The sequence below is a fragment of the Sphingobium sp. CCH11-B1 genome, from assembly GCF_001556865.1.
In the GTDB taxonomy this organism is placed as follows: domain Bacteria; phylum Pseudomonadota; class Alphaproteobacteria; order Sphingomonadales; family Sphingomonadaceae; genus Sphingobium.
Genome location: NZ_LSJY01000089.1, coordinates 1 through 23,598, shown reverse-complemented (window position 1 = coordinate 23,598; position 23,598 = coordinate 1). Strand labels below are relative to the sequence as shown.

The following is a 23,598-nucleotide window of genomic DNA, read 5'->3' as shown; positions in this document are numbered from 1 at the left end:
CAGCTATACAGGGGGTATCATCCAAGCGGAAGGGCGCTGGTGATCACGCAATTGCATGTTCCGCCATGCTGGCGGCAATCGCCGCATGCGCCCGCATCGCGATGGTTTTGCGATCGGCGCAGTCCGCAGGATCAAACGGCTGAAGGAAGCGCAGGGTGACTGTCAACGCGCCGCGCCTCTCCAGCATGCGCTTTGCGTTCGCGCCCGCCGTCTCAGCGCCATGCCACGCGATTTCCCGCGCGCTGGCGCCATAATCTATGTGCACTGGCTGGATCATGACTGGCCGCGGTGGAGGCAGAAGGACGGCCAGCAGAGCCGGCTTGAACGGGAGCAGGGTTGTGCCGTCGCCCGTGGTGCCTTCGGGGAAAAGGGCAACCGGCTGATGCCCTAACATGGCGGCGCGCAGGGATTCCAATTGTGACGACAGCGCGCCGCGCCGTTCGCGGGCGACGAAGAGCGTGTTGTTCTGCGCCGCCAGCCAGCCGATCACCGGCCAGCCTGCCACGCCGTCATGCGAGACGAAGGCGGTGCCGGTCGCGCCGCCCAGCGCCAAAATGTCGATCCAGCTGACATGATTGGCGAGCAGGAACATGTCGCCGCCTTGTGGCGCGCCTTCGATGCGCACGCGCGCGCCGACGGACCGCGCGGCCATCGCCAGGAAGAGGCGCGGCCAGGGCGAAGGGCGGCGGATGGCCCGCCAGGCCAGATGCGGGATGAGGCAGAATAGCAGGCTGCACACCAGCGCGCCTATGCGCAACAGTCTGCGGGCGCGCGCCAAGGATGTGTCAGTTCTTCCGGTCGAGCGCGACGCCGTACAGTTCCATTCTATGGTCGACCAACCGGAAGCCAAGCTTCTCCGCGATCTGCTTCTGCAACTGCTCCAGTTCGGGATCGACGAATTCGATGACGTTGCCGGTTTCCACATCGATCAGATGATCGTGATGGGATTCCGGGGCGGCTTCGTAGCGGGCGCGTCCGTCGCCAAAGTCATGCCGTTCCAATATGCCCGCTTCCTCGAACAGGCGAACCGTCCGGTACACTGTCGCGATTGATATGCCGGGATCGATCGCGGCTGCTCGCCTGTGCAACTCCTCCACATCGGGATGATCGGTGGCGTCGCTCAGCACCTGGGCGATCACGCGGCGCTGCTCCGTGATGCGCAGCCCCTTTTCGTGACACAAGGCTTCGACGTCGATTTTGCGGTTCATGCAGGCTCGCTTATTGGATCGGTGCGGCAGGGAAGTGCAAGGGTAGCGACATTTGCAAAAACAGGGAAGGGCGCATCGCCGATGCGCCCTTGTCCTTCATGCAGTCGAGCGTGCGACAGATTATTTTGCCGCGCGGGTGCGGCGACGCTTTGTGCCAAGGCCGATCTTCTTGGCCAGGCTGCGACGCTGTTCTGCATAGTTAGGCGCGACCATCGGATAGTCTGCGGGCAGACCCCATTTGGCGCGATAATCTTCCGGCGTCATCTGATAATGGGTCATCAGGTGGCGCTTCAGCATCTTCAGCTTCTTACCATCTTCCAGGCAGATGATGTAATCCGGCTTGACCGACGAGCGTACGGACACGGCGGGTTCAGGCTTTACTTCAGGAGCGGGCGCAGGCTGACTGAGATTGGCAAGCGCGGCATGCACATTCTGGATCAGCGTCGACACGTCGGAGACGGCGACGCTGTTATTCGAGACATGTGCGGCGACAATGTCCGAAGTCAAAGTAATCAGCAGCTCATTTTGGGCCGTTTCAGTTTCCATTTTTATTTCCTGCAAAGGCTGTATGTCGTGCGACCCGCCCGAGGACAATGAATGCTGGAGCGGTAGGGGACCGCTAAACCCCCCGGTTCATTTGCGCAAGGGCTTATCCCCCTTAAATCAGCATATCGAGCCGGAAACTGAGCGCGTCGTGAAGTTGACCATTCTTACCGCGATAGTAACCGGGACGGCGGTGTACATATTCAAAGCCATTTTTTTCGTACAATCTTATGGCGTTATTTGTCGCGCGCACCTCCAGATTCATCGATGTTATTCCACGGCGGCGAGCGGTCAGCATGGAATCGCGCAGCAGGGTCTCTCCGATCCCCTTGCCGCGCCAGGACGGGTCGACGGCCAGTAGCAGCAGTTCGCATTCGTCGAGCACCGACCGCACCAGGGCAAAGCCCAGCGGTGCCGCATCCAGACGCGCTACGGTCAGCCATGTGCCGGGCATGAGCATGACCCCGGACAGTTGGGACAGGGTCCAGGCTTCGCCATAGGCCGGGTCGAAGGCACGGACCATGACCTCCATCGCATCGGCCAATGCGTTGCGTTCGCCCTGGTCGTAGATGTCCAGCGAAAGACCCGGCATCATGACGCGGCGCGCTCCGCCATCGTCATCGCATCGGCGCCCCGGCCGTAGATCGGGCTGGGCGGGAGGAGAGGCTGGTCGGCGATCAATGGATAGTCTGCCGCGTCAGGATAGAGGGTGACGGCGATGCCCGCGCCCCGCGCCGTGACCAGCGCTTCGGCACCTGTGCCATAATAGGCCGGTGCGACCAGTTGCTCTGCCAGCTGAGCGATCAGGGTCGATGCGACGGGGCTTTCCGCGACGCGGCCTGCAGGGTCGAACCATTGCCAGAACAGTTCGCCATGTCCGCCGGTTATGGTGACGGCGATGCGCCCTCCCGCCTCATTTTGGCGGGCGGCCATGGCCGCAATCAGGGCAGGGGTGCTATATCCATGGACTGGCACCCGCCACGCCAGCCCCAGCGCACGCGCGGCGGCGATGCCGATGCGGACTCCCGTGAAGCTGCCCGGCCCGATATCCACGACGATCCTATCGGCCCGTCCGCCGTCCGGCAGGGCTGCGATCGCCGGCAGCAGCGCTTCGGCATGCCCCCGGCCCACTATTTCGTGAAAGCGCCCGATCGGGACGTCATTTTCCAGCAGCGCAACGGACAAGGCCTGAGTGGCAGTGTCGATCACCAGAAGGCGCAAGCAAATTCCCCGTCACGTGTCCGCCATCTGCAGACTTTCCTGCCGGTTAATCGATCCGCCGCGATTTGCCAATTGCCGCAGCGTCGATCCGAACCGGGGTCAGACCGCGCGCACCTCGGTCACTTCGGGCACATAATGTTTGAGCAACTGCTCAATCCCGTTCTTCAGCGTGGCGGTGGAGGACGGACAGCCTGAGCATGCGCCCTGCATCTTGAGATAAACGGTGCCTTTGTCGAAGCCGCGATAGACGATGTCGCCCCCGTCATTGGCCACGGCCGGGCGAACGCGCGTGTCGATAAGGTCTCGGATCTGCTCGACGATCTCGGCATCCTCCGGATCGTCCGCAAAGGCGTCATCGCCATCCGGCACCACGATCCCGGCCGCCGATCCAGGCGCGAAGAGCGGCATATTGGCGGAAAAATGGTCCAGCAGCGTGGCCAGTATATCGGGCTTCACGTCTGACCATTCCGCGCCAGGTGCTATGGTTACCGATACGAAATCGCTGCCGAAGAAAACGCCGGTGACGTCGCCAAGGCCGAATAGGGCATCTGCGAGCGGCGATGCCTCCGCCTCTTCCGGGGAGGCGAAGTCGCGAGTTCCTGCACCCATCACTTCGCGGCCGGGCAGGAATTTAATGGTCGCCGGATTGGGCGTCAGTTCGGTCTCGATCAGCATGACGCCCATGTGGCGATAGACGCGGTCAAGATCAAGCGGCGGAACTTCGCGAGGGTCCGATGATTGGGAGAACAAAGCGAAAAGCGAAAGGAGACAGGTTATGACTGACACGAGCGACATTCGCGACCGGTTCTGGAAAGAGTTGTCGAGCAGCCCCTTCGTCATGGTCGGGCTGGAAGACAGCAGCGAGCATAGCCTGCCGATGACCGCGCAGCTCGACCCCGCCGCCAACCACTGCTTCTGGTTCTACACCTCGAAAGACAATCGGCTTGCTCCTGGCGGTCCGGCCATGGCGCAGTTTTCCGCAAAGGATCACAGCCTGTTCGCCTGTATCGATGGGACATTATCACCGGAAACCGACCCGGCGATCATTGATCGATATTGGTCCAAGCAGGTGGAAGCATGGTATCCACAGGGCCGCGATGATCCCAGCCTGCTGATGCTGCGTTACGATCTTGGCACGGCGGAAATCTGGCTTGCCGATCTGTCGCTGAAGGGTGTCTTCAAGATGATGTTCGGCGGCGATGTCCGGTCCGATATGAAGGGCAAGCACGCCGAAGTCGCGCTTTGAACTGAAAATCATCAGGGACAGAAATTGCGGCGGCCCGGGCCATTTCCGGGCCGCTTGCTTTTTGCCTGCCGGTGCGCCATATGCGCCGCAGCGCAGCAGATGGCCATATTGGCCCCACAGCGATTGGCAGCGTGATCGTCCTGGCCTTGAACGGCGGGGACCGGCCAATGACAAGTCTGCGCAAAGCTGTTTGAGGCTTCCCTATTCACGCGGGTCGTTTCGTAACCCGCCTTGCGCCCTTGCTGCGTCGTCTCGCACCAGGCCGGCGCCCGGCCGACTTGTGAGCATATCCATGGAATTTACCGAACTTGGCCTTTCTGAGCCGATCCTAAAGGCGCTTGCCGCCAAAAATTACGCCAACCCCACTCCGATCCAGCAGAAGGCGATTCCCGTCCTGCTGGAGGGCCGCGACCTGTGCGGCATCGCGCAGACCGGCACCGGCAAGACGGCCGCCTTCGCGCTGCCCAGCCTCGACTATTTCGCTCGTCATCCCAAGCCCACGCCCAAGCTGGGGTGCCGGATGCTGGTGCTTTCGCCCACTCGCGAACTCGCCGCGCAGATCGCGCAGAGCTTTCGCGACTATGGCCGTTTCCTCAAACTGTCGGTGGAAACCGTGTTCGGCGGCGTGCCGATCAACAAGCAGATCCGCGCCTTGTCGCAGGGCGTCGACATCGTCGTCGCGACGCCCGGCCGTTTGCTCGACCTCATTGACCAGCGTTGCTTCACCATCAAGGACACGGAAATCTTCGTCTTGGACGAGGCCGACCAGATGATGGACATGGGGTTCATCCATCCGTTGAAGCGCATCGCCAAACTGTTGCCGCGCGACCGGCAGAACCTGTTCTTCTCGGCGACCATGCCCAAGGAGATCGAGGCGCTGGCCGGCCAGTTCCTCAACGACCCGGTGAAGGTCAGCGTCGCGCCGCAATCGACCACGGCGGAACGGGTGCGCCAGCAGGCGACCTTCGTCAATCAGGCGGAAAAGCAGGCGCTTCTGCATATCGTGCTCAAGACCGAGGACATTGATCGCGCGCTGATCTTCACCCGCACCAAGCATGGCGCGGACCGGGTCGTGCGCTTCCTGGAAGGCGCGGGCATCCAGGCCTTCGCCATCCACGGCAACAAGAGCCAGGCGCAGCGGACGACCGCGCTCCAGGCGTTCCGCCACGGCCATTGCAAGCTGCTGGTCGCGACCGACATTGCCGCGCGCGGCATTGACGTGTCGGGCGTCAGCCATGTCATCAACTTCGAGATTCCGAACGTGCCGGAGCAATATGTTCACCGGATCGGCCGCACGGCGCGCGCCGGTGCGGAAGGCGTCGCGATCAGCTTCGTGGCGGACGACGAGCGGCCCCATCTCAAGGCCATCGAGAAAACAACGCGGGTGAAGCTGGACATCGCGCCGCTGCCGGAGAATTTCATGGAAGCGGTGCGCAACCTTCCCAAGCCGGCAGCGCCGCGCAAGGGGCCGAGCCAGAGTCCGGCTCAGCAGGCCAAGCGCGCCGAGGGGCAGCGTCGTTATCAGGACGGCCAGAAGGCCCAGCGCGGCGCGCCCGACAAGGCGCATCGCGGTGAGGGCGAGGTGGCGAAGAAGCCGGGCGGCCGGCGGCGGCGGCGCGGGGGCGTTGGCGCGCACAAGGGCGCGGTGCAGCGCACCGGCGCGCCACGCTGAAAACTTGCGCCCGGCATTGGCTGGGTTCCTGGCTGTTCCCCGGTTTTCGCTGGGGAACAGCCAGGTTGCTCTTCCTTCCGTCGCGTTGCTGAGCCTGTTTCAGAAACAACATCTCCGCGCCCTCGGAATATTGAAGCAACAAATCCGGCCACACCGGGGCGCTGCCGATCCCTGGCTGGGAAGCAGGCACGATGGATGCTGAACCAGTTCGGGATGATGGTTGGGCGAGCTTTGTGCCGCCAAACCTGTCCCAACTTGTCAGTGGCCATTCAGGAAAAGGACGTTAGGCTGGCTGCCTATGCGCTTTTTCCCACGCCGTTCGGCCGCTTCGCTCTCCCTTCTCGCCCTGCTGCTCACCGGTTCGCCGCTCGCGGCGCAACCCGCGTCTGCACCCGGCACCACGCAGGGCGCGACGCAGGCGCAGACGCGGCCGTGGCTTTATGAAAACAGCGACGTGCCGATCGACACCGCCTGGCGGTTCGGCATATTGCCCAATGGGTTGCGCTACGCCATCCGCCGCAACGGCGTGCCGCCGGGGCAGGTGTCCGTCCGACTTCGGGTGGACGCCGGCTCGCTGATGGAGAAGCCCGACGAACTGGGCTACGCGCACTATATGGAACATCTTTCCATGCGCGGATCGCGCCATGTACCGGACGGCGAGTCCAAGCGCATCTGGCAGCGGCTGGGCGTGACCTTCGGCAGCGACAGCAATGCACAAACGACGCCGACCGGCACCACCTATGCGCTCGATCTGCCGCAGGCGACACCGGCAAGCCTGGGCGAAAGTCTAAAAATCCTATCCGGCATGATGAGCGATCCCAACATCGTGGACGGCGCGGTCAATGCCGAACGCGCGGTGGTGCTCGCGGAAAAGCGAGAGAGCGACGGTCCGCAGATGCGCATTTCCGAAGGCAGCCGCCTTCACTTCTTTTCCGGTCAGCCACTGGCCGATCGCGCGCCGATCGGCACCGTTGCCGCGCTTACCGCCGCGACTGCGGACAAGCTGCAGGCGTTCCACGACCGCTGGTATCGGCCCGAAAACACGGTCATCGCCGTGTCGGGCGATATGGACCCGGCGGCGGTGGAACAATTGCTGAAGGATAATTTCAGCGGCTGGAAGGGCGTGGGGCCGGGCGGCACGGTGCCCGATTTCGGCGCGCCCGATGCGAAGCAGCCGGTGACCCGCGTGATCGTGGAACCGGGCGCTCCGCTCGGGCTTACCCTGGCCTGGTTGCGCCCGTGGAAGCCACATGCCGACACGATCGTCTACAACCAGGACAAGCTCACCGACATGCTGGCGCTACAGATCGTCAGCCGTCGGCTGGAGCGCGCGGCCCGCGCGGGCGGCAGCTTCCTGCAATCGAGCGTCGAGCAGCAGGATGTCAGCCGGTCCGCCGACGGCACGTTCATGACGATCATGCCCACCGGCAACAATTGGGAAAAGGCGCTGGGCGACGTCCGCGCCATCGTAGAGGATGCCAAGGCCGCCGCGCCCAGCCAGGCGGAAATCGATCGCGAATATGCGCAAATGGATACGGCGCTCGCGATCCAGGTGGAAAATGCGGATACAGAGCCCGGGTCGAAGCAGGCGAGCGATCTGGTCAGCGCCGTCGATATCCGGGAAACGACGGTCAGCCCGCAGGCGGCGGTGGACATCTTCCGGGCCGGCAAGCCGGCCATGACGCCGCAGAAGATATTGGATTCGACCCGTCGCCTGTTCACGGCCGGCGTGTTCCGCGCGCTCCTGGTGACGGGCACACCGCAGGCCGGGCTGGATGCAAGGCTCGCTGCCGCAGTCGCGGCCCCGGTGAAGGCGGCGACCGACGTCCGACTGGCGGACAAGCTTGTCACGATGGACGACCTCCCCAAATTCGGCGCGCCCGGCACTGTCGTTTCGCGTACGCCCACCGGCCTGCCCGGCATGGAAAGCGTCACCTTCTCCAATGGCGTGAAGCTCACGCTCTTCGCCAACGATGTCGAAACCGAAAAGGTGCGAATCAACGTCCGCTTCGGCCATGGCCAGCAGGCATTTTCGCCGACCCGCGCGGCTCCCGGCTGGGCCGGTGGCTATGCGCTGGTGGCAAGCGGTATCGGATCGCTGGGGCAGGGCGAGCTTGATGAGCTGACGAACGGCCGGCGCATGGGGATGGATTTCAACATTGATGATGATGCCTTCGAATTGCAGGCTCTGACCCGCCCTGCCGATTATAAGGACCAGTTGCGGCTCTTCGCTGCCAAGTTGGGCTTCCCGGGATGGGATCCGGCACCGATCGCTCGCGTGAAGACCGGGGCGCTGGTCGCTTATGACGCGATGACGCGATCGCCCGACGCGGTTCTTGGCCGCGATCTAAACTGGCTGCTGCATGACAAGGATGTGCGCTTTCGCACGCCTTCACGCGAGGAGATTTCGGCTCTGACGCCGCAGAGCTTCCGCGCGGCGTGGGAACCCATTTTGGCATCCGGGCCCATCGAAATCCAGATTTTCGGGCAGGTGAAGCCCGATGAGGCGATCCAGGCGGTGGCGTCCACCTTTGGCGCGCTGCCGGCAAGGGCGAACAAGCCCGTCCCGGCGGCCAACCGGGCGATGCGGTTTCCCGCCCATGTCGATGCGCCGGTCGTGCTGCGTCACGATGGCGACAAGGATCAGGCCGCCGCCGTCATGGCCTGGCCCACGGCCGGTGGCTTTGCCTTGCAGAAAGAGGCGCGCCAGCTGGAGATATTGACGCAAATCTTCAACGACAGGCTTTTCGACAAGCTGCGTTCGACCGAGGGGGCCGCCTATTCCCCCAGCGTACAGAACAACTGGCCATTTTCTTACGAAAGCGGTGGTTACATCCTGGTGACCAGCCAGGTTCGGCCCGATCGGATCGCTTATTTCTACGATGTCGTGAAGAAGACGGCCGAGGATCTGGCGAAAACGCCGGTCAGCGATGATGAATTGCAGCGCGCGGTTGCGCCGATGCGGCAATTGCTGATGCGCGCCAGCACCGGCAACGCTTTCTGGATGAGCCAGATGGAAGGCGCGACTCAGGATCCTCGCTATGTCGACGCCATGAAGGCCATGTCGGAAGACCTGCTGTCCGTTACGCCCGCACAGCTACAGGCCCTCGCGGCGAAATATCTCATACCTCAGAAAAGTTGGTCTGCGGTGGCGTTGCCACAAGGCGTGTCAGCTCGCTGAAGCATCGGGTTTCAGGCAGGAACTTCCGCTTCCAACAAATGCTCGTAAAGCCGGATATATTCGAGATGGAGGTCTCGAATAATCGGATTATGGGATTTTTCCGCCAGCTGCCGGTTTGTCTCGATCCGTTCCTGAAAATAGGCGCGATCGAAACGATTGGTAATCGTCATGCTTCCCTCCCGCTCAGTTCGGATATCAAGCCGATTAGGGCGGGAAGGTTTCGGCGGTGCAACATGAATTGCAGCCGGATGGGACGAACGGTGGCAAAGGCGCGATGGTCAAAAAGACTAACGCGACGCAGGAGCTGGGGCCGGGGCTAGCGATCGCAGCGCTGCCAGAATCATCTTGGCGGAAAGGGCGGCCGTGCACGCCGCGTCGAGTTTCGGGCGGGACAGGCTACGGTGGCCGAGCCCGAACATGCACGCCAGCACCACCTCCTCCGCAGCGTCGAGATCCTGGCCGGCCAATCGCGGGTTGGCAGCATATGCGAAATAGCGGATGATATTGCGGAAGCGGGCGCACATGTCGCCAATCGTCTTCGACACCGCTTCGTTGCGGAAACTTTCTGCGAATATATCAAAGGATAAGGCCTCATCCTCACTGTCAACCGTGTAGCGCAAAAGCGCTTCGAACGCTTGATCAACGCTCAGCTCTCCGCTATCGAGTTGACGGCAAAGCGCGGTCATTTCCGCGCACGATTGGTCGACATTGTCGATGATCAGGGCTTCGATAATGTCTTCCTTGCCTTTGAACAGCCGATAGATCTGGCCGACCGACACATGAGCGGACGCCGCCAGTTCCGCCATCGAGGTTTGATGGAAGCCGTGGCTGTCGAACAGGTCGCGCGCAGCAGCCAGCACGGCAGTTCGACCATTTTTTTCATGTTGCACTGCAACCATGGCGATGCTTGACCTTTTAACCCTTGAAATTGCCCTGCCACGATCCTACGTGGCCGGCAAGCGGAATGAACGTTCATTCCGCTAATATAAGCTTATCAAAAGACGGAACTCGGGTCATGCAAAAGGGGTCAATCATCGGTCTGCTGGCGTGCGCGTCTGCGCTGACGCTGAGCGCATGCGGCCAGGAGCAACCGCCGGCGCCGCCACCGCCGGCTGTCGGCGTAGTGACACTGAAAACCGAGTCCGCGCCCCTCGTGAATGAATTGCCGGGCCGCATCACTGCAGTCGAAACCGCTGAAGTCCGGCCCCAAATCAGCGGGGTCATACGCCGTCGCCTGTTCCAGGAGGGTGGTTTTGTCCGCGCAGGACAGTTGTTGTACGAGATCGAGGATTCGCCTTACCGCGCGGCCCTGGCACAAGCGCAGGGATCTTTGGCAAACGCCCAGGCTGCAATCCGCTCCACCGCGCTTCAGGCTGAACGCTATCGCGATCTGGTGGGCATCAATGCGGTAAGCCGGCAGGAATTTGACAATGCGGAAGCGGCCGCCCAGCAGGCCCGCGCCAATGTCGCGGCCCAGCGCGGCGCGGTGCAGGCTGCGCAGGTCAACCAGAATTTCACCCGCATCCGCGCGCCCATTTCCGGCCGCATAGGTCGTTCGCTGTTCACGCCCGGCGCGTTGGTGCAGGCCGGCCAGGCGGACGCGCTCGCGACCATTCAACGGACCGACACCGTCTACGTCGACATCACCCAATCCGCGGCGCAACTCATCGACTTGCGGCAGGCGATGAAGGCGGGCGGGGTCAGCGAAGCGGACGGCGCGCGCATTCAACTGCTGCTGCCCAATGGCAGCGTCTATCCGATCGAGGGGCGGCTGCAATTTGCTGAAGTCACGGTCGATCCGACATCCGGCGCAGTGACGTTGCGCGCTATCTTCCCCAACCCCGACGGGCTGCTGTTGCCGGGCATGTATGTCCGGGCCCGCCTGGTCGAAGGGGAACGGGCCAATGCCATTCTGGCGCCGCAGCAGGGGATCAGCCGCGACGCGCGCGGTCGCGCGACGGCGCTGGTCGTGGGTCGGGACAATAAGGTCGAGATGCGCCAGGTCGAAGTGGATCGCGCGGTCGGCGACAAGTGGATCGTGACCAAGGGGCTGAAGGCCGGCGACCAACTGATCGTGGAGGGACTCCTCAATCTGCGCCCCGGTACACTCGTCAAACCCGGCGTGCCGCAGCAGGTGGTAGCAGGCCAGAACGGCGCAGCCGGCGGGGCGCAATAAGCCATGGCTCGCTATTTCATCGACCGGCCCATCTTTGCATGGGTCATCGCCATCGTCATCATGCTGGCCGGATTGCTTGCCATCCGATCGCTGCCGGTGGCGCAGTTCCCGGAGATCGCGCCGCCTGCGGTGACGATCCAGACCACCTATCCGGGCGCGAACGCCGAAACGCTGTCGAGCACGACTACGCAGATCATCGAGCAGCAGCTCAAGGGCATCGATAATCTGCGCTATTTTTCGTCCACCAGCGACGGGTCGGGCAATCTCAACATCACCCTGACCTTCGAGCAGGGGACCGATCCCGACATCGCGCAGGTGCAGGTGCAGAACAAGCTGGCGCAGGCGACGCCGCTGCTGCCGCAGGAAGTGCAGCAACAGGGGCTGCGGGTGAGTAAGTCGGCGGCGAGCTTCCTGCTGATCATGGCTGTCTATGCCGATGACGGCATTCACGACGGGCAGGATGCCGCCGATTTCGTCGCGTCGTCCCTGCAGGATCCGATAAGCCGGGTCACGGGCGTCGGCGACACGCAGCTGTTCGGATCGCAATATGCGATGCGCATCTGGCTCGACCCGTTCAAGATGGCGACGCTGCAGGTCACGACAAGCGACGTCAAAAACGCCATCACGGCGCAGAACGCACAGGTGTCGGCGGGGCAGATAGGCGGCTTGCCCGCGCCCGCGGGCCAGGCGCTGAACGCGACAGTGACAGCGCAATCTAGGCTACGGACGCCCGAGGAATTTCGCAATATCCGCCTCCGCAGCAATCCCGATGGATCGGTAGTGCTGCTGTCGGACGTCGCGCGGATCGAGCTGGGCGCGGAGAATTACGGGTTCAGCGCGAAGTTCAATGGACATCCGGCCGCCGGCTTCGGCATCCGGCTGGCGCCCGGGGCCAATGCGCTCGACACCGTTACGGCAGTCAAGGAGCGGGTGGACGCGCTGTCGAAGAACTTCCCGGTCTGGGTCAAATATGACTTCCCGGTCGACAATTCGACATTCGTTCGACTGTCGGTCGAACAGGTCATCCACACCCTGGTCGAGGCTGTGCTGCTGGTCTTCGTCGTCATGTTCATCTTCCTCCAGAACTGGCGGGCGACGCTGATCCCGACGATCGCGGTGCCGATAGTGCTGCTGGGATCGCTGGCGGTGCTCAGCGTGGCGGGCTTCACCATCAACACGCTCACCTTGTTTGGCATGGTGCTGGCGATTGGCCTGCTCGTCGACGACGCGATCGTCGTGGTCGAAAATGTCGAGCGCCTGATCCAGACCGAGGGGCTCAGCCCCAAGGAAGCGGCCAAGAAGTCCATGGACGAGATCAGCGGCGCGCTGATCGGCATTGGCATGGTGCTTTCCGCCGTGTTTCTGCCCATGGCCTTCTTTCCCGGATCTACCGGCGTCATCTTCCGCCAGTTTTCGATCACCATCGTATCTTCGATGATATTGTCGGTGCTGGTCGCCTTGATCCTCACGCCGGCGCTGTGCGCCACCATATTGCGGCCAGCCGATCATGGGCATAGCTGGAACGGCCCGGTCGGGTCGATCTTCGGACGTTTCTTTGGCTGGTTCAATCGCACCTTCGACAAGGGCGTGACCCGGTACGGGCAGGGCGTTCAGAAGGTCGAGCGGCGCTGGGGCAGGACGATGATCGTCTATGGCCTGATCGTGGCCGGCATGGCGTTTGTTTTCTTGCGGCTGCCGGGCGGCTTCCTGCCCGAAGAGGACCAGGGCATCATCATAAACCAGGTGTCGCTGCCTGCCGGCAGCACGATCGAGGAAACCGAGCGGACGCTGGTGCGGATGCGCGATCATTATACGATCCAAGAGAAGGATAATGTCGCTGCCGTCTTCACCATCGCAGGCTTCGGCTTTGTCGGGCAGGGGCAGAATGTCGGCATCCTCTTCGCGCGAATGAAGGACTGGAAGGAGCGCGAGGGCGAGAAGAACGCGGTTCCCGCTATCGCGTTGCGCGCCAATATGGCGTTCCAGAAGATCAAGGCGGGGATGGCCTTCGCCTTCGTGCCGCCAGCGGTGCAGGAACTGGGCAATGCATCGGGGTTCGACTTCCAGCTGCTCGACCAGGCGAATCTGGGGCATGAGGCGCTGCTAGCCGCGCGCAACCAGCTGCTCGGCATGGCGATGGCCGACAAAAGGCTGGCGCAGGTTCGGCCCAACGGGCTGGAGGATACGCCGCAGATCAAGCTCAACGTCGATCAGGCGGCGGCAGGTGCACTGGGGATCGCGCAGGCGGACGTCAACGACACGATCAGCACCAATCTGGGCGGATCCTATGTCAACGACTTCATCGACCGTGACCGGGTGAAGCGGGTCTATGTCCAGGCCGACGCGCCATTCCGCACATCCCCTGATGCCGTCGGCAATTATCATGTGCGCGGCAGCACGGGCACGATGGCGCCGCTGTCGGCCTTCTCCACGACGGAGTGGATCAACGGGCCGGCGCGGCTGGAGCGTTACAATGGCGTGCCTTCGATGAACATCCAGGGCAGCCCTGCGCCGGGTGTATCCACCGGCACGGCGATGCAGGCCATGGAGGAGATAGCGGCCAAGCTGCCGCCCGGCGTCGGCTTTGCGTGGAACGGCATTTCCTTCGAGGAAAAGACCTCCGGCGGACAGGCCCCCTATGTCTATGCGCTCTCCATGCTGATCGTATTCCTGTGCCTTGCCGCGCTGTACGAGAGCTGGTCGGTGCCGATCGCCGTCATGCTTGTCGTGCCGCTCGGCGTGCTTGGCGCGGTGATCGCCGCGACGCTGGCGGGCCTTAACAACGACGTCTATCTGCAGGTCGGTCTCATCACCACGATCGGCGTTTCTGCCAAGAATGCGATCCTCATCGTGGAGTTCGCCGAAGAGAAGATGCGCGAAGGGCTTGCTCCGGCGCAAGCTGCACTCGAAGCGGGCAAGCTGCGCCTGCGACCTATTTTGATGACCAGCCTTGCCTTCGTCTTCGGCGTGCTGCCGCTGGCGGTTTCCACTGGCGCGGGCGCGGGCGGGCAGAATGCGATCGGTTGGGCAGTGGTTGGCGGCATGTTGTCGGCGACGGTGCTGGCCATCTTCTTCGTACCGGTCTTCTTTACCGTGGTAAAGCGGCTGTTCCGTGAACATAAGGACCATGAGGCGGCAGGCGACCGGGTAAACCCTGACGCGCCGCGGGAGGCTTGAGACCATGATGCGCAGCATCCATGCGCTGGGCGCGCTTACCTTGTCGCTGACACTCGCGGCTTGCGACCTCGCACCCAAATATGTTCGGCCGGCCAGTCCCGTGCCGGTCGCTTTGCCGGATGGCCCGGCTTATGCTGCCGATGCGGGCGGCGCGATCGTGCCGGCGGAGACGGCCTGGCGCGATTTCTTCACCGATGTGCGGCTGGCGCGGGTCATTGAGACCGCGCTCGCCAACAATCGCGACCTGCGGCTGGCAGTCGCCAATATCGAACAGGCGCGGGCGCAATACCGGGTGCAGCGCGCCGATCTGTTGCCCACGGTCGGCGCGACCGGGTCCGCCACCTATAGCGAGCAGCCGCTGGTTCAGTTCGGCCAGTCGCAACGGCTGAACAACGATGTCTATCAGGCGCAGGTCGGCATTTCGGCCTGGGAAATCGACCTGTTCGGGCGGGTGCGGAACCTGAGCAAGGCGGCGCAGGAGCAATATTTCGCGGCAGTCGAGAACCGCAACGCCGCGCAGATCGCGTTGATTGCGGAGATCGCCAATGCCTGGCTCACCATGGCGGCGGATCAGGAGCGGTTGCGGATCGGACGTGACCTGGAACAAACATTCGGCAAGACGCTGGAACTGACCCGCGCCCGCTTCGCCAAGGGGATTGCATCGGAACTGGAGGTGCGGCAGGCGCAGACCAGCTACGACCAGGCACGGTCCGACATCGCGCAGGCGACGACGCTGGTCGCGCAGGACCAGAACGCGCTCAACCTGCTGGCGGGGACGACGGTGCCGGCTGGGGACCTGCCCGATGCAATGCCGCGGCAAAGCGCAACGCTGGAAAATCTGCCAGCCAATATTTCGTCGGAAGTGCTGCTGCGCCGGCCCGACATTGCGGCGGCGGAACATCAACTGCGCGCGGCGAACGCCAATATAGGGGCGGCGCGCGCAGCCTTCTTCCCGACCATCTCACTGACGGCGGCTTTCGGCTCCGTGAGCCAGGGCCTGTCCAATCTGTTCGGCAGTGGCAGCGATTTCTGGTCGGTCGCTCCGTCGGCCAGCCTGCCGATCTTCGATTTCGGTCGACGCAAGGGCAATCTCCAATATGCTCGCGCCACCTACGACGCGATGGTCGCGACATATGAGAAGAGCGTGCAGACAGGCTTCCGCGAAGTCGCCGACGCGCTCGCCCGCCGGGGCACGATGACGCAGCAGATCGAAGCGCAGACCTCCCTGCGCGATGCGTCGCGGGTTGCCTACACACTTTCCGAAGCCCGCTTCCGGGCAGGCGTGGACAGTTTCCTCTCGACACTGGATTCCCAGCGGTCACTCTATACGGCCGAGCAGAGCCTGCTGGCGACACGGCTGACGCGAGCGACGAACATGGTCGAGCTTTACCGGGCGATGGGCGGCGGCCTGAAATAAGAATATTTGACCGCAATCGATGGGAGGCGGGATAGACGCTGTCCCGCTAGAAAGGCGTCTCGAAATGGAGAGAATGCCATGATCCTGTACGAAACCGGCCTGTCGTCCCCTGTTGGCGACCTGACGCTGATTGCAAGCGAGGGGGCATTGGTTGCGCTGCTGTGGCCCGATGACGATCCCGCACGCGTACGTCTTCCGCCGCGGCAGGACGGGCGGGGGCATCCCATCCTGACGGCTGCGGCGCGGCAGCTTGGGGAATATTTCTCTGGCGCCCGGCGCAGCTTCGACCTTCCGCTCGATCCCCAGGGCACGCCCTTTCAGCAGCAGGTGTGGACTGCGCTGGCTGCCATCCCCTTTGGTGAAACGCGCAGCTATAGCGAGATCGCAGCGCAGGTCGGTCGTCCGTCCGCGAGCAGGGCGGTAGGGGCCGCAAACGGACGCAATCCGCTATCCATCGTCCTGCCCTGCCACCGGGTGATAGGCAAGGCGGGCGGACTGACGGGTTTTGCCGGCGGCATGGAAACCAAGGCCTGGCTGCTGTCGTTCGAAAGCCGGTAAATGGTGCACCCAAGAGGATTCGAACCTCTGGCCTTTGCCTTCGGAGGGAATATGGCTAGCTCCGCCAAAAAGCGCAAGGAGCCGCCAATGCCCGCCTATCTCCCTGTAAATGCTAAACAATTTGAATTCCTTCTCCGCCGAAGCTACTCTTCTCCCCGCCACAGTTTTCGCCCGCGTGCTTACGTGGTGCTTACGCGAGAGGAAACGGTAGGGTCGGAGGAAGCCCATGCCTAAGCTCACTAAACGGGTCGTCGACGCCGCAGACGGTCGCGAAAAAGATTACGTTATTTGGGACGACGAACTGCCCGGTTTCGGCCTCAGAGTGTTCGCCTCCGGCAAGCGCAGCTACGTCATTCAGTATCGGCTCGGCAAGCGATCGAGACGTTTCACGATTGGCCTGCACGGCGTCTGGACGCCCGAGCGGGCCCGCCAGGAAGCGAAGGTGCAACTGGGGCGTATCGCTCAAGGCGAAGACCCGGCAGAAGAGAAGCAGCTCGACAATAGGGCGATCACGGTCAAAGAGCTGTGCGACCTCTACCTCGCCGACCTGAACGCCGGCCTCATTCTCGGAAAAGGCGGGCGCCCGAAGAAGCCAGGCACGATCGCCTCGGACATTGGCCGAATCCACCGGCACATAGTCCCCTTGCTCGGTTCCCGACGGGTGAAGGATCTGACCAAGGCCGAAATCAACAAGGCCATGAAGGACATCATGGCGGGCAAGACGCGCCTCGTTGCCAAGACCAAGAAGCTGCGAGGAAAATCGATCGTCAAGGGCGGAGCCGGGACGGCTACCCGTACGATCGGCTTGTTCGGTGGAATTCTCACCTACGCCGTGGATGCTGGCATCATCGAAGTGAACCCTGCCCACGGTGTGCGGCGACCGAAGGACAGCGTCCGCGCTCGGAGGCTCAGCGAGGCCGAGTATCGCGTGCTTGGCCAGTTGCTCGCTAAAGCGGCCGAGAACGAGAAGTATGAGGTTTCGGTCGAATTGATCCGCCAGCTTGCGCTGACCGGCTGCCGCCGAACCGAAATGGTCACTCTGACTTGGGCCGAAGCCGATACCGATTCAAGCTGCCTGCGACTGACGGACAGCAAGGAGGGAAGGTCAATCCGCCCAATCGGCCTGCCTGTCGTGGAATATCTGGAGAAGCGCCGGAAAGTGAGAGCAGGCACCTACGTCTTCTCGGGCCAAGGAGATGATAACGCTTTCGGAAGTTTGCCGAACCATTGGGAGCAGATATTCGACGATACGCCGCTCGCCGACATCACGCCTCATGTCCTGCGACATAGCTTCGCCAGCATCGCAAATGATCTTGGCTTTACGGAGGTCACCATCGCTGCATTGGTTGGGCATTCTAAGGGCTCCGTCACCAGCAACTACATACACACGCTCGACACGGCGCTGATCATGGCCGCTGATACCATCTCCGGCTACATCCAAGGCCTTCTGGACGGCATTGAATTCAAGCAAACCGCATACGCCGTTGATCGCGAGTCGCGGCGGTCAGCCCTCGCTCGTTTCCTGCAGCAAGCTTCGGCGGCGGACGCAGGTCCTCGAAGCGAGGATCAACCTGTCGCAGCTTAGCGTGGCGCTGCTTCGAAATCTGTTGACGCTTAATGAGGTAATGACACGGACGGTTGCTAGTCAGAAAAACTTGCGCTATTTTCTGACACATGAAAACGGTGGCCGACTCTGTTCCTGACTTGGTTATGAAGCGTGTGCGCGCTCGCGGGCGCGGCAGCGTTTTCACACCCAGCGATTTCCTGACGGTCGCTGCTCGCCCATCTGTTGATCAAGCCCTTTGCCGGTTGGTTAAAGGCGGACATCTCCGTCGCCTCGCGCGAGGGCTCTACGATTTCCCAAAGTTTCATCCCGAGCTTGGGGCACTGTCACCTGCGCCAGACGATATTGCCGGCGCTTTTGCCCGAGAGACCGGTTCGCACATACAGATCGCGGGCGCGCGGGCTGCGAATGCTCTTGGTCTAGTATCCCAAGTGCCGGCCCAGAGCACCTATCTGACTGATGGCCCATCACGCCGTGTTGTGCTGGGTAAGCGGGTCGTGGATATCCGTCACGCCTCACCCAAGCATCTTATCGCGCCGGGTAGCCCAGCGGGAACTGTGGTTCAGGCGCTTCGCCATCTCGGCCCCGTTCGGGCGGCTGACGTTGCACGGGTTGCGGTGAGCCATCTGTCTCCCAGTGACAAGAAAGTGCTGGCTTCAACTGCCATCAAAGCTCCTGCTTGGATGCGGCCTACGCTAGTCTCGATCGCCAACGCATCAGCGCCTGAGGTGAGCAATTGATCTCGCACGTCTCGTCACCGCTGATCGTGCGCCGCCCGTTGAAAAGAGTGATACCGACGGGGGCAAGGTGGCAGTTCCAAAGCCGGTTGAAAGGGCAGGTCCAACCCCTTTCCCAGGTCGCGACTCGCCGCACTTCTCAGCTTTTCAGACAATGTAAGAACCAGCGGTCATTCAGCCTCGCCGCGGCTGGCGACGGGCCATACCCTAACGGCATGTCGAAAGGCGATCCAAGTTGCGAAAATCATTAAGCTTTCCAGGCGCCCCCGACGCTGACGTCGATCTTGCCAACAAAGCGGCTAAGTGCGAACACTCTGGCGTGAAAAGGTCAGCGCAAAACGTCATCCCGTTTTCTTCTAAACCGCAGCACACAATCGAGTGCGCGGACAACATCGATTTCATGCGGTCTTTAAAGAAAGAAAGCATGAACCTGATTGTTACTTCGCCGCCCTACAACATTGGCAAAGAGTACGAGCGCCGGACGTCGCTGGAGCTTTACATAGAGCAGCAGGCTTCCACCATCGCGGAGGCAGTGCGTCTTCTTCATCCCAACGGCTCGATTTGCTGGCAGGTCGGCAACCACGTGGATGATGGAGAAGTATTTCCACTCGACATAGTTCTGTACGGGCTGTTCAAGCAACACGGGCTCAAGCTTCGTAACCGCATCGTGTGGACCTTCGGGCACGGGCTTCACTGTCAGCGTCGGTTTTCTGGACGGCATGAAACCATACTGTGGTTCACGAAGTCGGACGATTACATATTCAATCTCGATCCGGTTCGAGTGCCATCGAAGTATCCGAACAAAAAACACTTCAAAGGCCCGAACCGGGGCGAGCTTTCAGGTAACCCCTTAGGAAAGAACCCTGCGGATGTTTGGGACATTCCGAACGTCAAAGCCAACCATGTCGAGAAGACGGACCACCCGTGCCAGTTTCCCGTGGCGCTGGTTGAGCGCCTCGTGCTTGCTCTAACAAACCCTGGCCAGAACGTGCTCGACCCTTACCTGGGTGTTGGCTCGTCCGCTATCGCCGCGCTCAAGCATGGGCGGATGGCTTATGGCTGCGACATTACACAACAATATATCGATATTGCCGCCGATCGCATCGACAGCTTCTACGCTGGTGATCTGAGAACCCGCCCGCTGAACAAGCCGGTCTACGATCCGAACGAGGGCTAACGGATGAAGCTTCAATTCATCTACGATCACCATCACGGGCGGGCCGCGTGGGAAGAGCGCGACCTTTATGAGTGGATCACGGATGTCTTCGAGGCTCCTGCGATCAAGATGCAGCCTGGTTGCACCAACGACATCCGCAACCACATCGCCGCTGAATTTACGGCGGAAGGTTGGGCGCTGAACGTTAAGATCGATCAGGAGCTGCGTAACACGGTCACCGCCATCAAGGATGATCTCGCGTTCCAAGTTCAAACCGGAAACATGAGCCGCGCGCCCTATGACTTGTTGAAGCTGGAATATCTCGCTCAATCGAAGCGGATCAAGGCGGCCGCGTTCGCCCTGCCCACAAAGTTCGCCGCTTCAAAAATCGGCAGCAACATCGCCAATTTTGAGCGTGTCTCAAAAGAGCTGGCGGTCTTCGCGCAGGTCATCCACGTGCCTATCCTCCTGATCGCGTTCGAATAAGGGCGAGCCAGCGATGCCGTATAAGGTCCAGCTCACCGCGCCTGTCAGCCGCGCCGCGACAATTGCCAGCAAAGTGGTTGCGGCAACCGAAAAGCGAGAGTTTTACGGCTTCCGGAATCGCGTCCATAAACTGCCGTTCATCCAGGTGCCGATTGACCTTCCGGTCTATCGCATGGAGAACTTCCGTACTTTCACAGATCAGCGCGACTACATCGCCGAGAATGGAAAGAAGTCGGACTACTTCGCTGCAGGTACAGAGTCCGAAGAGGTTCAGCAAGCTCAGCATCAGCTCCTGCACCGCCTCTCCCTCAAGGGCAAAGCCGACTCGGTCGTGCCTGTGTCAGATGTGCTTGAGACGGAGGGGCAACGCCAACCGTTACTGATCACGGCGGGCGGAATTGTCGTAAATGGCAACCGTCGGCTCGCGGCGCTTCGAGAGCTTTATGACCAGGGCAGCAAGTTCGCGCACTTCAGCCACATCGACGTGCTCGTCTTGCCAGCCGATGCAACCGCCGAAGAAATTGTCGACATCGAAGCAAATTTGCAGGCGGTGCCAGAAACAAAATTGGACTACGACTGGATCGGCGAGGCGCAGCTGATCAGTCGCCTGGTCAATCTCGGACGCACGCCAAAGGTAGTCGCCGATCAGCTTCGCCGGAAAGAGAAGGACGTAAAGTACGCCATCCAAACGCTGGCGGAGGCTGACCTTTATCTCAAGGAGGCTCCAGGCACTAAAGGGAATTACAGCGAAATCCGCGAGGACGCAGAACAGCTTTTCGGCGACTTGCCGAAGCTCCTTGAAGGTAAGTCGGAGGCTATGAAAGAGGCCAGCCGTGCGATTGCGTGGTCGCTTTATCAGAACAAGGGCCGGCTTGAAGGACGCCTCTACGACTACAATCCTGCTATCGGCACGCTTGCGGATAATGTCCTCGACCGCGTCGCAGGTGAACTGGGCATCGTGACCGAAGTTGAGGAGGCCGATGATGACGATGGCGCTGACGACTTCGCAATCGACATCGGGGACGAGCCACAGCCCACAAGCTTTGCTGGGGTAATTGCCGCCCTTCGTGCACAAGACAATGAAGCGGCTATCGAAGCGCTGATCGAAGCTGCGCAGACGGAAATCCAGCTAGACAAGGGTCAGAAGTCTGGCGGGGCTGCGCTGAAGGCGGTCCAGCAAGCCCACACGAAACTTGCTTCCGTCGATATGTCACGGGCCGAGAAGTCGACCGTTCCGAAAATTTCCAAGCAGCTTGATGCCATAAAGAAAATCGTTGCGGAGCTTGAAGGCAAAATCGCGAAGCTGAAGTCTTAGGTTGGAAGCGGGCCGCGCAATGCCTCTCGAAATTGGGATCGATTACGACACGCCGAGAGTCCGGGGAACGCTGTCTAAGACCGGCGACGAAGGCATCTCGCCGATTTGGGAACGCTTAAAGGCTCGATTTTCTGCTCAGGCCGACGCCATCCTTTTGGATGATGTCATCGACCTTCCTTGGCCTGAAGTGCTTGGCGTCATCCGTGAGTTCGGGAGTGCGAGCACTCAGAAGGCGTTGGCGTTTCGACTTGTACCGACCGACCGCGCAAGGGCGAAGGTTGCGGCTTTCGTAGTCGAGACGAAAAAGGCCCGCGCGTCGAAGGACACGTTGGTGCTCCAAATCGACGAAAGGGAGATTCAGCCGCGGTTGGACGCCCTTGGATTTCGGCGGCAGCTCAAACCCTTCCAGTTGAGGGATTTAGCGCGCCTACTCTCATTGCCGCATGGGGCGAACTTCTCGGTACCCGGAGCGGGCAAAACGACCGTCACCTTAGCGCTAAGTTTGCTCGCGGCCAAACCCGATGCCCACCTCTTTGTAGTGGCTCCTAAAGCGGCTTTTCCGGCGTGGCGCGGAATCGTAGCGGAGTGCGTAGATGCGAATGCGCCAGAGTGGGTCCGTGAAGAATTCACTGTCTTGTCGGGCAGCGACTTGCAGAATGAAGTGGCCCTTCGGAGCGGTGCTCGTCGCTTCTTGATGTCCTACGATTTGCTCGTCAGGCAACAATCGCTCGTTGCTGCCTACTTCTCGCGACAATCCGTCCATTTAGTGCTCGACGAGTCACATCGCATGAAGGCGGGGCTTGCATCACAGAGAGGGGCGTTCCTCATCAATATCGCGTCCTCGCCGGCGCGCCGCGACATTCTTTCCGGAACTCCGATGCCACAGGATGCCAATGACATGGCGTCCCAACTTAGCTTCCTGTGGCCGGGTCAGGGATACGATCTTCAAATCCAGCGGGGCGTATCGCCGCGCCAGGTGCTCGGTGATTTGTATGTCCGCACGACGAAGCATGAGCTGGGCCTTAAACCTGCTGTCCGGCATTTCCATGATGTGGCGATGGCCGATGGCCAGTTAGCGCTTTACGGCGTCGTTAAAGAGGAGGTTCTCCGACAAATTACCAAGGCCATGTCGAGGGCAAGTCAGCCGGATTTCTTATCCGCGCGTAAGTCTGTCATGCGCCTCTTGCAGCTTTCGACTAATCCTACGTTGGCGCTGCAAGCTATGACGCGGGACATGCGCGACATCTCCTCGGGCATCGCCGACAAGGTCGTAGAAGAAGGTGCATCTCTCAAGATGAAAGCGGTGTGTGCGCACGCGCGCGCATTGGCGAAAGAGGGAAAGAAGTCCGTCATCTGGACCATCTTTACGCAGTCGATCCTCGATCTCGAACGTCTTTTGGCCGACCTGAATCCCGTGTCGCTGTATGGGGCCATTCCCACTGGCGAAGCCACGGACATGAGTACGCGAGAGGGCCGTCTCGCAAAATTTCACCAGGACCCGTTCTGCAAAGTGATGATCGCGAACCCAGCAGCCGCTGGTGAGGGCATCAGCCTGCACACTGTATGTCACGACGCCATCTATCTCGACCGAAGCTATGTCTCCACGCATTACCTGCAATCGATAGATCGAATTCACCGTCTCGGGCTGAAGCCTGGGACCGAAACGAACATTCACATCTATCGCACCAAGGCACCCGCTGGTTTGGGGAGCGTCGATCTTTCCGTGAGTCGGCGACTGGCGCAAAAAATCCACGGGCTCGAAAACTTGCTCGATGACTCTGATCTGCGCCAGCTCGCGCTTGATGAAGACGAGGCTGACGATCCCATCGACTACGATGTGGACATGCAGGATCTAGTCGATCTAGTAGAAGAGTTGGAAGGTAAGCTGTCAAACGGCGTTCAAAAGGGACCCCCGATCGGCGTCGAAGAGGGACCCCCTTT

21 protein-coding genes are annotated in these 23,598 nt (G+C 61.3%); 13 read left to right on the top strand and 8 right to left on the bottom strand.

Annotation, left to right across the window (positions count from 1 at the left end; genetic code table 11):
• Positions 1 to 43 precede the first annotated feature (43 nt).
• The 6 genes from AX724_RS10050 to AX724_RS10025 form a co-directional block, all read right to left on the bottom strand.
• The gene (locus AX724_RS10050) at positions 44 to 778 is read right to left on the bottom strand and encodes a lysophospholipid acyltransferase family protein (protein ID WP_066765873.1); all 735 of its coding nucleotides are present in this window, start codon (positions 776 to 778) and stop codon (positions 44 to 46) included.
• Positions 779 to 785: 7 nt separating this feature from the next.
• Positions 786 to 1,208 (bottom strand): Fur family transcriptional regulator, encoded by a 423-nt coding sequence (locus AX724_RS10045; protein ID WP_066765870.1) that lies wholly within the window; start codon positions 1,206 to 1,208, stop codon positions 786 to 788.
• Positions 1,209 to 1,328: 120 nt separating this feature from the next.
• Positions 1,329 to 1,754: a MucR family transcriptional regulator gene (locus AX724_RS10040; RefSeq protein WP_066765869.1), complete on the bottom strand. Its 426-nt coding sequence runs from the start codon at positions 1,752 to 1,754 to the stop codon at positions 1,329 to 1,331.
• 112 nt (positions 1,755 to 1,866) lie between these two features.
• Positions 1,867 to 2,346 (bottom strand): GNAT family N-acetyltransferase, encoded by a 480-nt coding sequence (locus AX724_RS10035; RefSeq protein WP_066765868.1) that lies wholly within the window; start codon positions 2,344 to 2,346, stop codon positions 1,867 to 1,869.
• Positions 2,343 to 2,972 carry a tRNA (adenosine(37)-N6)-threonylcarbamoyltransferase complex dimerization subunit type 1 TsaB gene (tsaB, locus tag AX724_RS10030; protein WP_066765866.1) on the bottom strand — a complete coding sequence of 210 codons (630 nt, stop codon included), beginning with the start codon at positions 2,970 to 2,972 and terminating at the stop codon, positions 2,343 to 2,345. Before tsaB ends, AX724_RS10035 begins: the two co-directional genes overlap by 4 nt.
• Positions 2,973 to 3,071: 99 nt before the next feature.
• Entirely contained in the window at positions 3,072 to 3,647 is a 576-nt protein-coding gene (locus AX724_RS10025) for a NifU family protein (RefSeq protein WP_066765927.1), read from the bottom strand.
• Between the two features lie 100 nt (positions 3,648 to 3,747).
• Here AX724_RS10025 and AX724_RS10020 point away from each other — a divergent pair, with 100 nt between their 5' ends.
• From AX724_RS10020 to AX724_RS10010, 3 genes are all read left to right on the top strand, one after another.
• Positions 3,748 to 4,218 carry a pyridoxamine 5'-phosphate oxidase family protein gene (locus AX724_RS10020; RefSeq protein WP_066765864.1) on the top strand — a complete coding sequence of 157 codons (471 nt, stop codon included), beginning with the start codon at positions 3,748 to 3,750 and terminating at the stop codon, positions 4,216 to 4,218.
• A gap of 292 nt (positions 4,219 to 4,510) precedes the next feature.
• A complete protein-coding gene (locus AX724_RS10015) occupies positions 4,511 to 5,890 on the top strand; it encodes a DEAD/DEAH box helicase (RefSeq protein ID WP_066765862.1) in 1,380 nt (459 codons plus the stop codon).
• 298 nt (positions 5,891 to 6,188) lie between these two features.
• Positions 6,189 to 9,071: a M16 family metallopeptidase gene (locus AX724_RS10010; protein WP_066765860.1), complete on the top strand. Its 2,883-nt coding sequence runs from the start codon at positions 6,189 to 6,191 to the stop codon at positions 9,069 to 9,071.
• A gap of 11 nt (positions 9,072 to 9,082) precedes the next feature.
• On the opposite strand, the gene AX724_RS24015 is transcribed toward AX724_RS10010, so the two are convergent.
• Together AX724_RS24015 and AX724_RS10005 are read right to left on the bottom strand one after the other, a co-directional pair.
• Entirely contained in the window at positions 9,083 to 9,241 is a 159-nt protein-coding gene (locus AX724_RS24015; RefSeq protein WP_197421537.1) for a hypothetical protein, read from the bottom strand.
• Between the two features lie 117 nt (positions 9,242 to 9,358).
• Complete coding sequence (locus AX724_RS10005) at positions 9,359 to 9,970, bottom strand: TetR/AcrR family transcriptional regulator (RefSeq protein ID WP_066765858.1); 612 nt, start codon at positions 9,968 to 9,970, stop codon at positions 9,359 to 9,361.
• A 116-nt stretch (positions 9,971 to 10,086) separates the two neighbouring features.
• On the opposite strand from AX724_RS10005, the gene AX724_RS10000 reads away from it, so the two are divergent.
• From AX724_RS10000 to AX724_RS09960, 10 genes are all read left to right on the top strand, one after another.
• On the top strand, positions 10,087 to 11,247 hold the full coding sequence (locus AX724_RS10000; RefSeq protein WP_066765854.1) for an efflux RND transporter periplasmic adaptor subunit: 1,161 nt from the start codon (positions 10,087 to 10,089) through the stop codon (positions 11,245 to 11,247).
• Between the two features lie 3 nt (positions 11,248 to 11,250).
• A complete protein-coding gene (locus AX724_RS09995; RefSeq protein ID WP_066765853.1) occupies positions 11,251 to 14,424 on the top strand; it encodes an efflux RND transporter permease subunit in 3,174 nt (1,057 codons plus the stop codon).
• Positions 14,425 to 14,431: 7 nt separating this feature from the next.
• The gene (locus tag AX724_RS09990; protein WP_066765926.1) at positions 14,432 to 15,841 is read left to right on the top strand and encodes an efflux transporter outer membrane subunit; all 1,410 of its coding nucleotides are present in this window, start codon (positions 14,432 to 14,434) and stop codon (positions 15,839 to 15,841) included.
• A gap of 78 nt (positions 15,842 to 15,919) precedes the next feature.
• Positions 15,920 to 16,399 (top strand): methylated-DNA--[protein]-cysteine S-methyltransferase, encoded by a 480-nt coding sequence (locus AX724_RS09985; protein ID WP_066765851.1) that lies wholly within the window; start codon positions 15,920 to 15,922, stop codon positions 16,397 to 16,399.
• A 226-nt stretch (positions 16,400 to 16,625) separates the two neighbouring features.
• Complete coding sequence (locus AX724_RS09980) at positions 16,626 to 17,984, top strand: tyrosine-type recombinase/integrase (RefSeq protein WP_066765849.1); 1,359 nt, start codon at positions 16,626 to 16,628, stop codon at positions 17,982 to 17,984.
• An 89-nt stretch (positions 17,985 to 18,073) separates the two neighbouring features.
• Positions 18,074 to 18,703 carry a DUF6088 family protein gene (locus tag AX724_RS22795; protein WP_197421536.1) on the top strand — a complete coding sequence of 210 codons (630 nt, stop codon included), beginning with the start codon at positions 18,074 to 18,076 and terminating at the stop codon, positions 18,701 to 18,703.
• A gap of 421 nt (positions 18,704 to 19,124) precedes the next feature.
• The gene (locus AX724_RS09975; protein WP_231736621.1) at positions 19,125 to 19,877 is read left to right on the top strand and encodes a DNA-methyltransferase; all 753 of its coding nucleotides are present in this window, start codon (positions 19,125 to 19,127) and stop codon (positions 19,875 to 19,877) included.
• 3 nt (positions 19,878 to 19,880) lie between these two features.
• Entirely contained in the window at positions 19,881 to 20,342 is a 462-nt protein-coding gene (locus AX724_RS09970; protein WP_066765845.1) for a BglII/BstYI family type II restriction endonuclease, read from the top strand.
• A gap of 13 nt (positions 20,343 to 20,355) precedes the next feature.
• Entirely contained in the window at positions 20,356 to 21,657 is a 1,302-nt protein-coding gene (locus AX724_RS09965) for a hypothetical protein (protein WP_066765843.1), read from the top strand.
• Between the two features lie 19 nt (positions 21,658 to 21,676).
• On the top strand, positions 21,677 to 23,598 hold a 1,922-nt coding region (locus AX724_RS09960; RefSeq protein ID WP_156448045.1), incomplete at its 3' end, for an SNF2-related protein.

What these genes read in the sequence shown, in the direction of transcription:
- AX724_RS10045 (WP_066765870.1), bottom strand. Translation starts at nt 1,208, where the DNA reads ATGAACCGCAAAATCGACGTCGAAGCCTTGTGTCACGAAAAGGGGCTG.
- AX724_RS10040 (WP_066765869.1), bottom strand. Translation starts at nt 1,754, where the DNA reads ATGGAAACTGAAACGGCCCAAAATGAGCTGCTGATTACTTTGACTTCG.
- AX724_RS10035 (WP_066765868.1), bottom strand. Translation starts at nt 2,346, where the DNA reads ATGATGCCGGGTCTTTCGCTGGACATCTACGACCAGGGCGAACGCAAC.
- AX724_RS10025 (WP_066765927.1), bottom strand. Translation starts at nt 3,647, where the DNA reads ATGCTGATCGAGACCGAACTGACGCCCAATCCGGCGACCATTAAATTC.
- AX724_RS10020 (WP_066765864.1), top strand. Translation starts at nt 3,748, where the DNA reads ATGACTGACACGAGCGACATTCGCGACCGGTTCTGGAAAGAGTTGTCG.
- AX724_RS10015 (WP_066765862.1), top strand. Translation starts at nt 4,511, where the DNA reads ATGGAATTTACCGAACTTGGCCTTTCTGAGCCGATCCTAAAGGCGCTT.
- AX724_RS10010 (WP_066765860.1), top strand. Translation starts at nt 6,189, where the DNA reads ATGCGCTTTTTCCCACGCCGTTCGGCCGCTTCGCTCTCCCTTCTCGCC.
- AX724_RS24015 (WP_197421537.1), bottom strand. Translation starts at nt 9,241, where the DNA reads ATGACGATTACCAATCGTTTCGATCGCGCCTATTTTCAGGAACGGATC.
- AX724_RS10005 (WP_066765858.1), bottom strand. Translation starts at nt 9,970, where the DNA reads ATGGTTGCAGTGCAACATGAAAAAAATGGTCGAACTGCCGTGCTGGCT.
- AX724_RS10000 (WP_066765854.1), top strand. Translation starts at nt 10,087, where the DNA reads ATGCAAAAGGGGTCAATCATCGGTCTGCTGGCGTGCGCGTCTGCGCTG.
- AX724_RS09995 (WP_066765853.1), top strand. Translation starts at nt 11,251, where the DNA reads ATGGCTCGCTATTTCATCGACCGGCCCATCTTTGCATGGGTCATCGCC.
- AX724_RS09990 (WP_066765926.1), top strand. Translation starts at nt 14,432, where the DNA reads ATGCGCAGCATCCATGCGCTGGGCGCGCTTACCTTGTCGCTGACACTC.
- AX724_RS09985 (WP_066765851.1), top strand. Translation starts at nt 15,920, where the DNA reads ATGATCCTGTACGAAACCGGCCTGTCGTCCCCTGTTGGCGACCTGACG.
- AX724_RS09980 (WP_066765849.1), top strand. Translation starts at nt 16,626, where the DNA reads ATGCCTAAGCTCACTAAACGGGTCGTCGACGCCGCAGACGGTCGCGAA.
- AX724_RS22795 (WP_197421536.1), top strand. Translation starts at nt 18,074, where the DNA reads ATGAAAACGGTGGCCGACTCTGTTCCTGACTTGGTTATGAAGCGTGTG.
- AX724_RS09975 (WP_231736621.1), top strand. Translation starts at nt 19,125, where the DNA reads ATGAACCTGATTGTTACTTCGCCGCCCTACAACATTGGCAAAGAGTAC.
- AX724_RS09970 (WP_066765845.1), top strand. Translation starts at nt 19,881, where the DNA reads ATGAAGCTTCAATTCATCTACGATCACCATCACGGGCGGGCCGCGTGG.
- AX724_RS09965 (WP_066765843.1), top strand. Translation starts at nt 20,356, where the DNA reads ATGCCGTATAAGGTCCAGCTCACCGCGCCTGTCAGCCGCGCCGCGACA.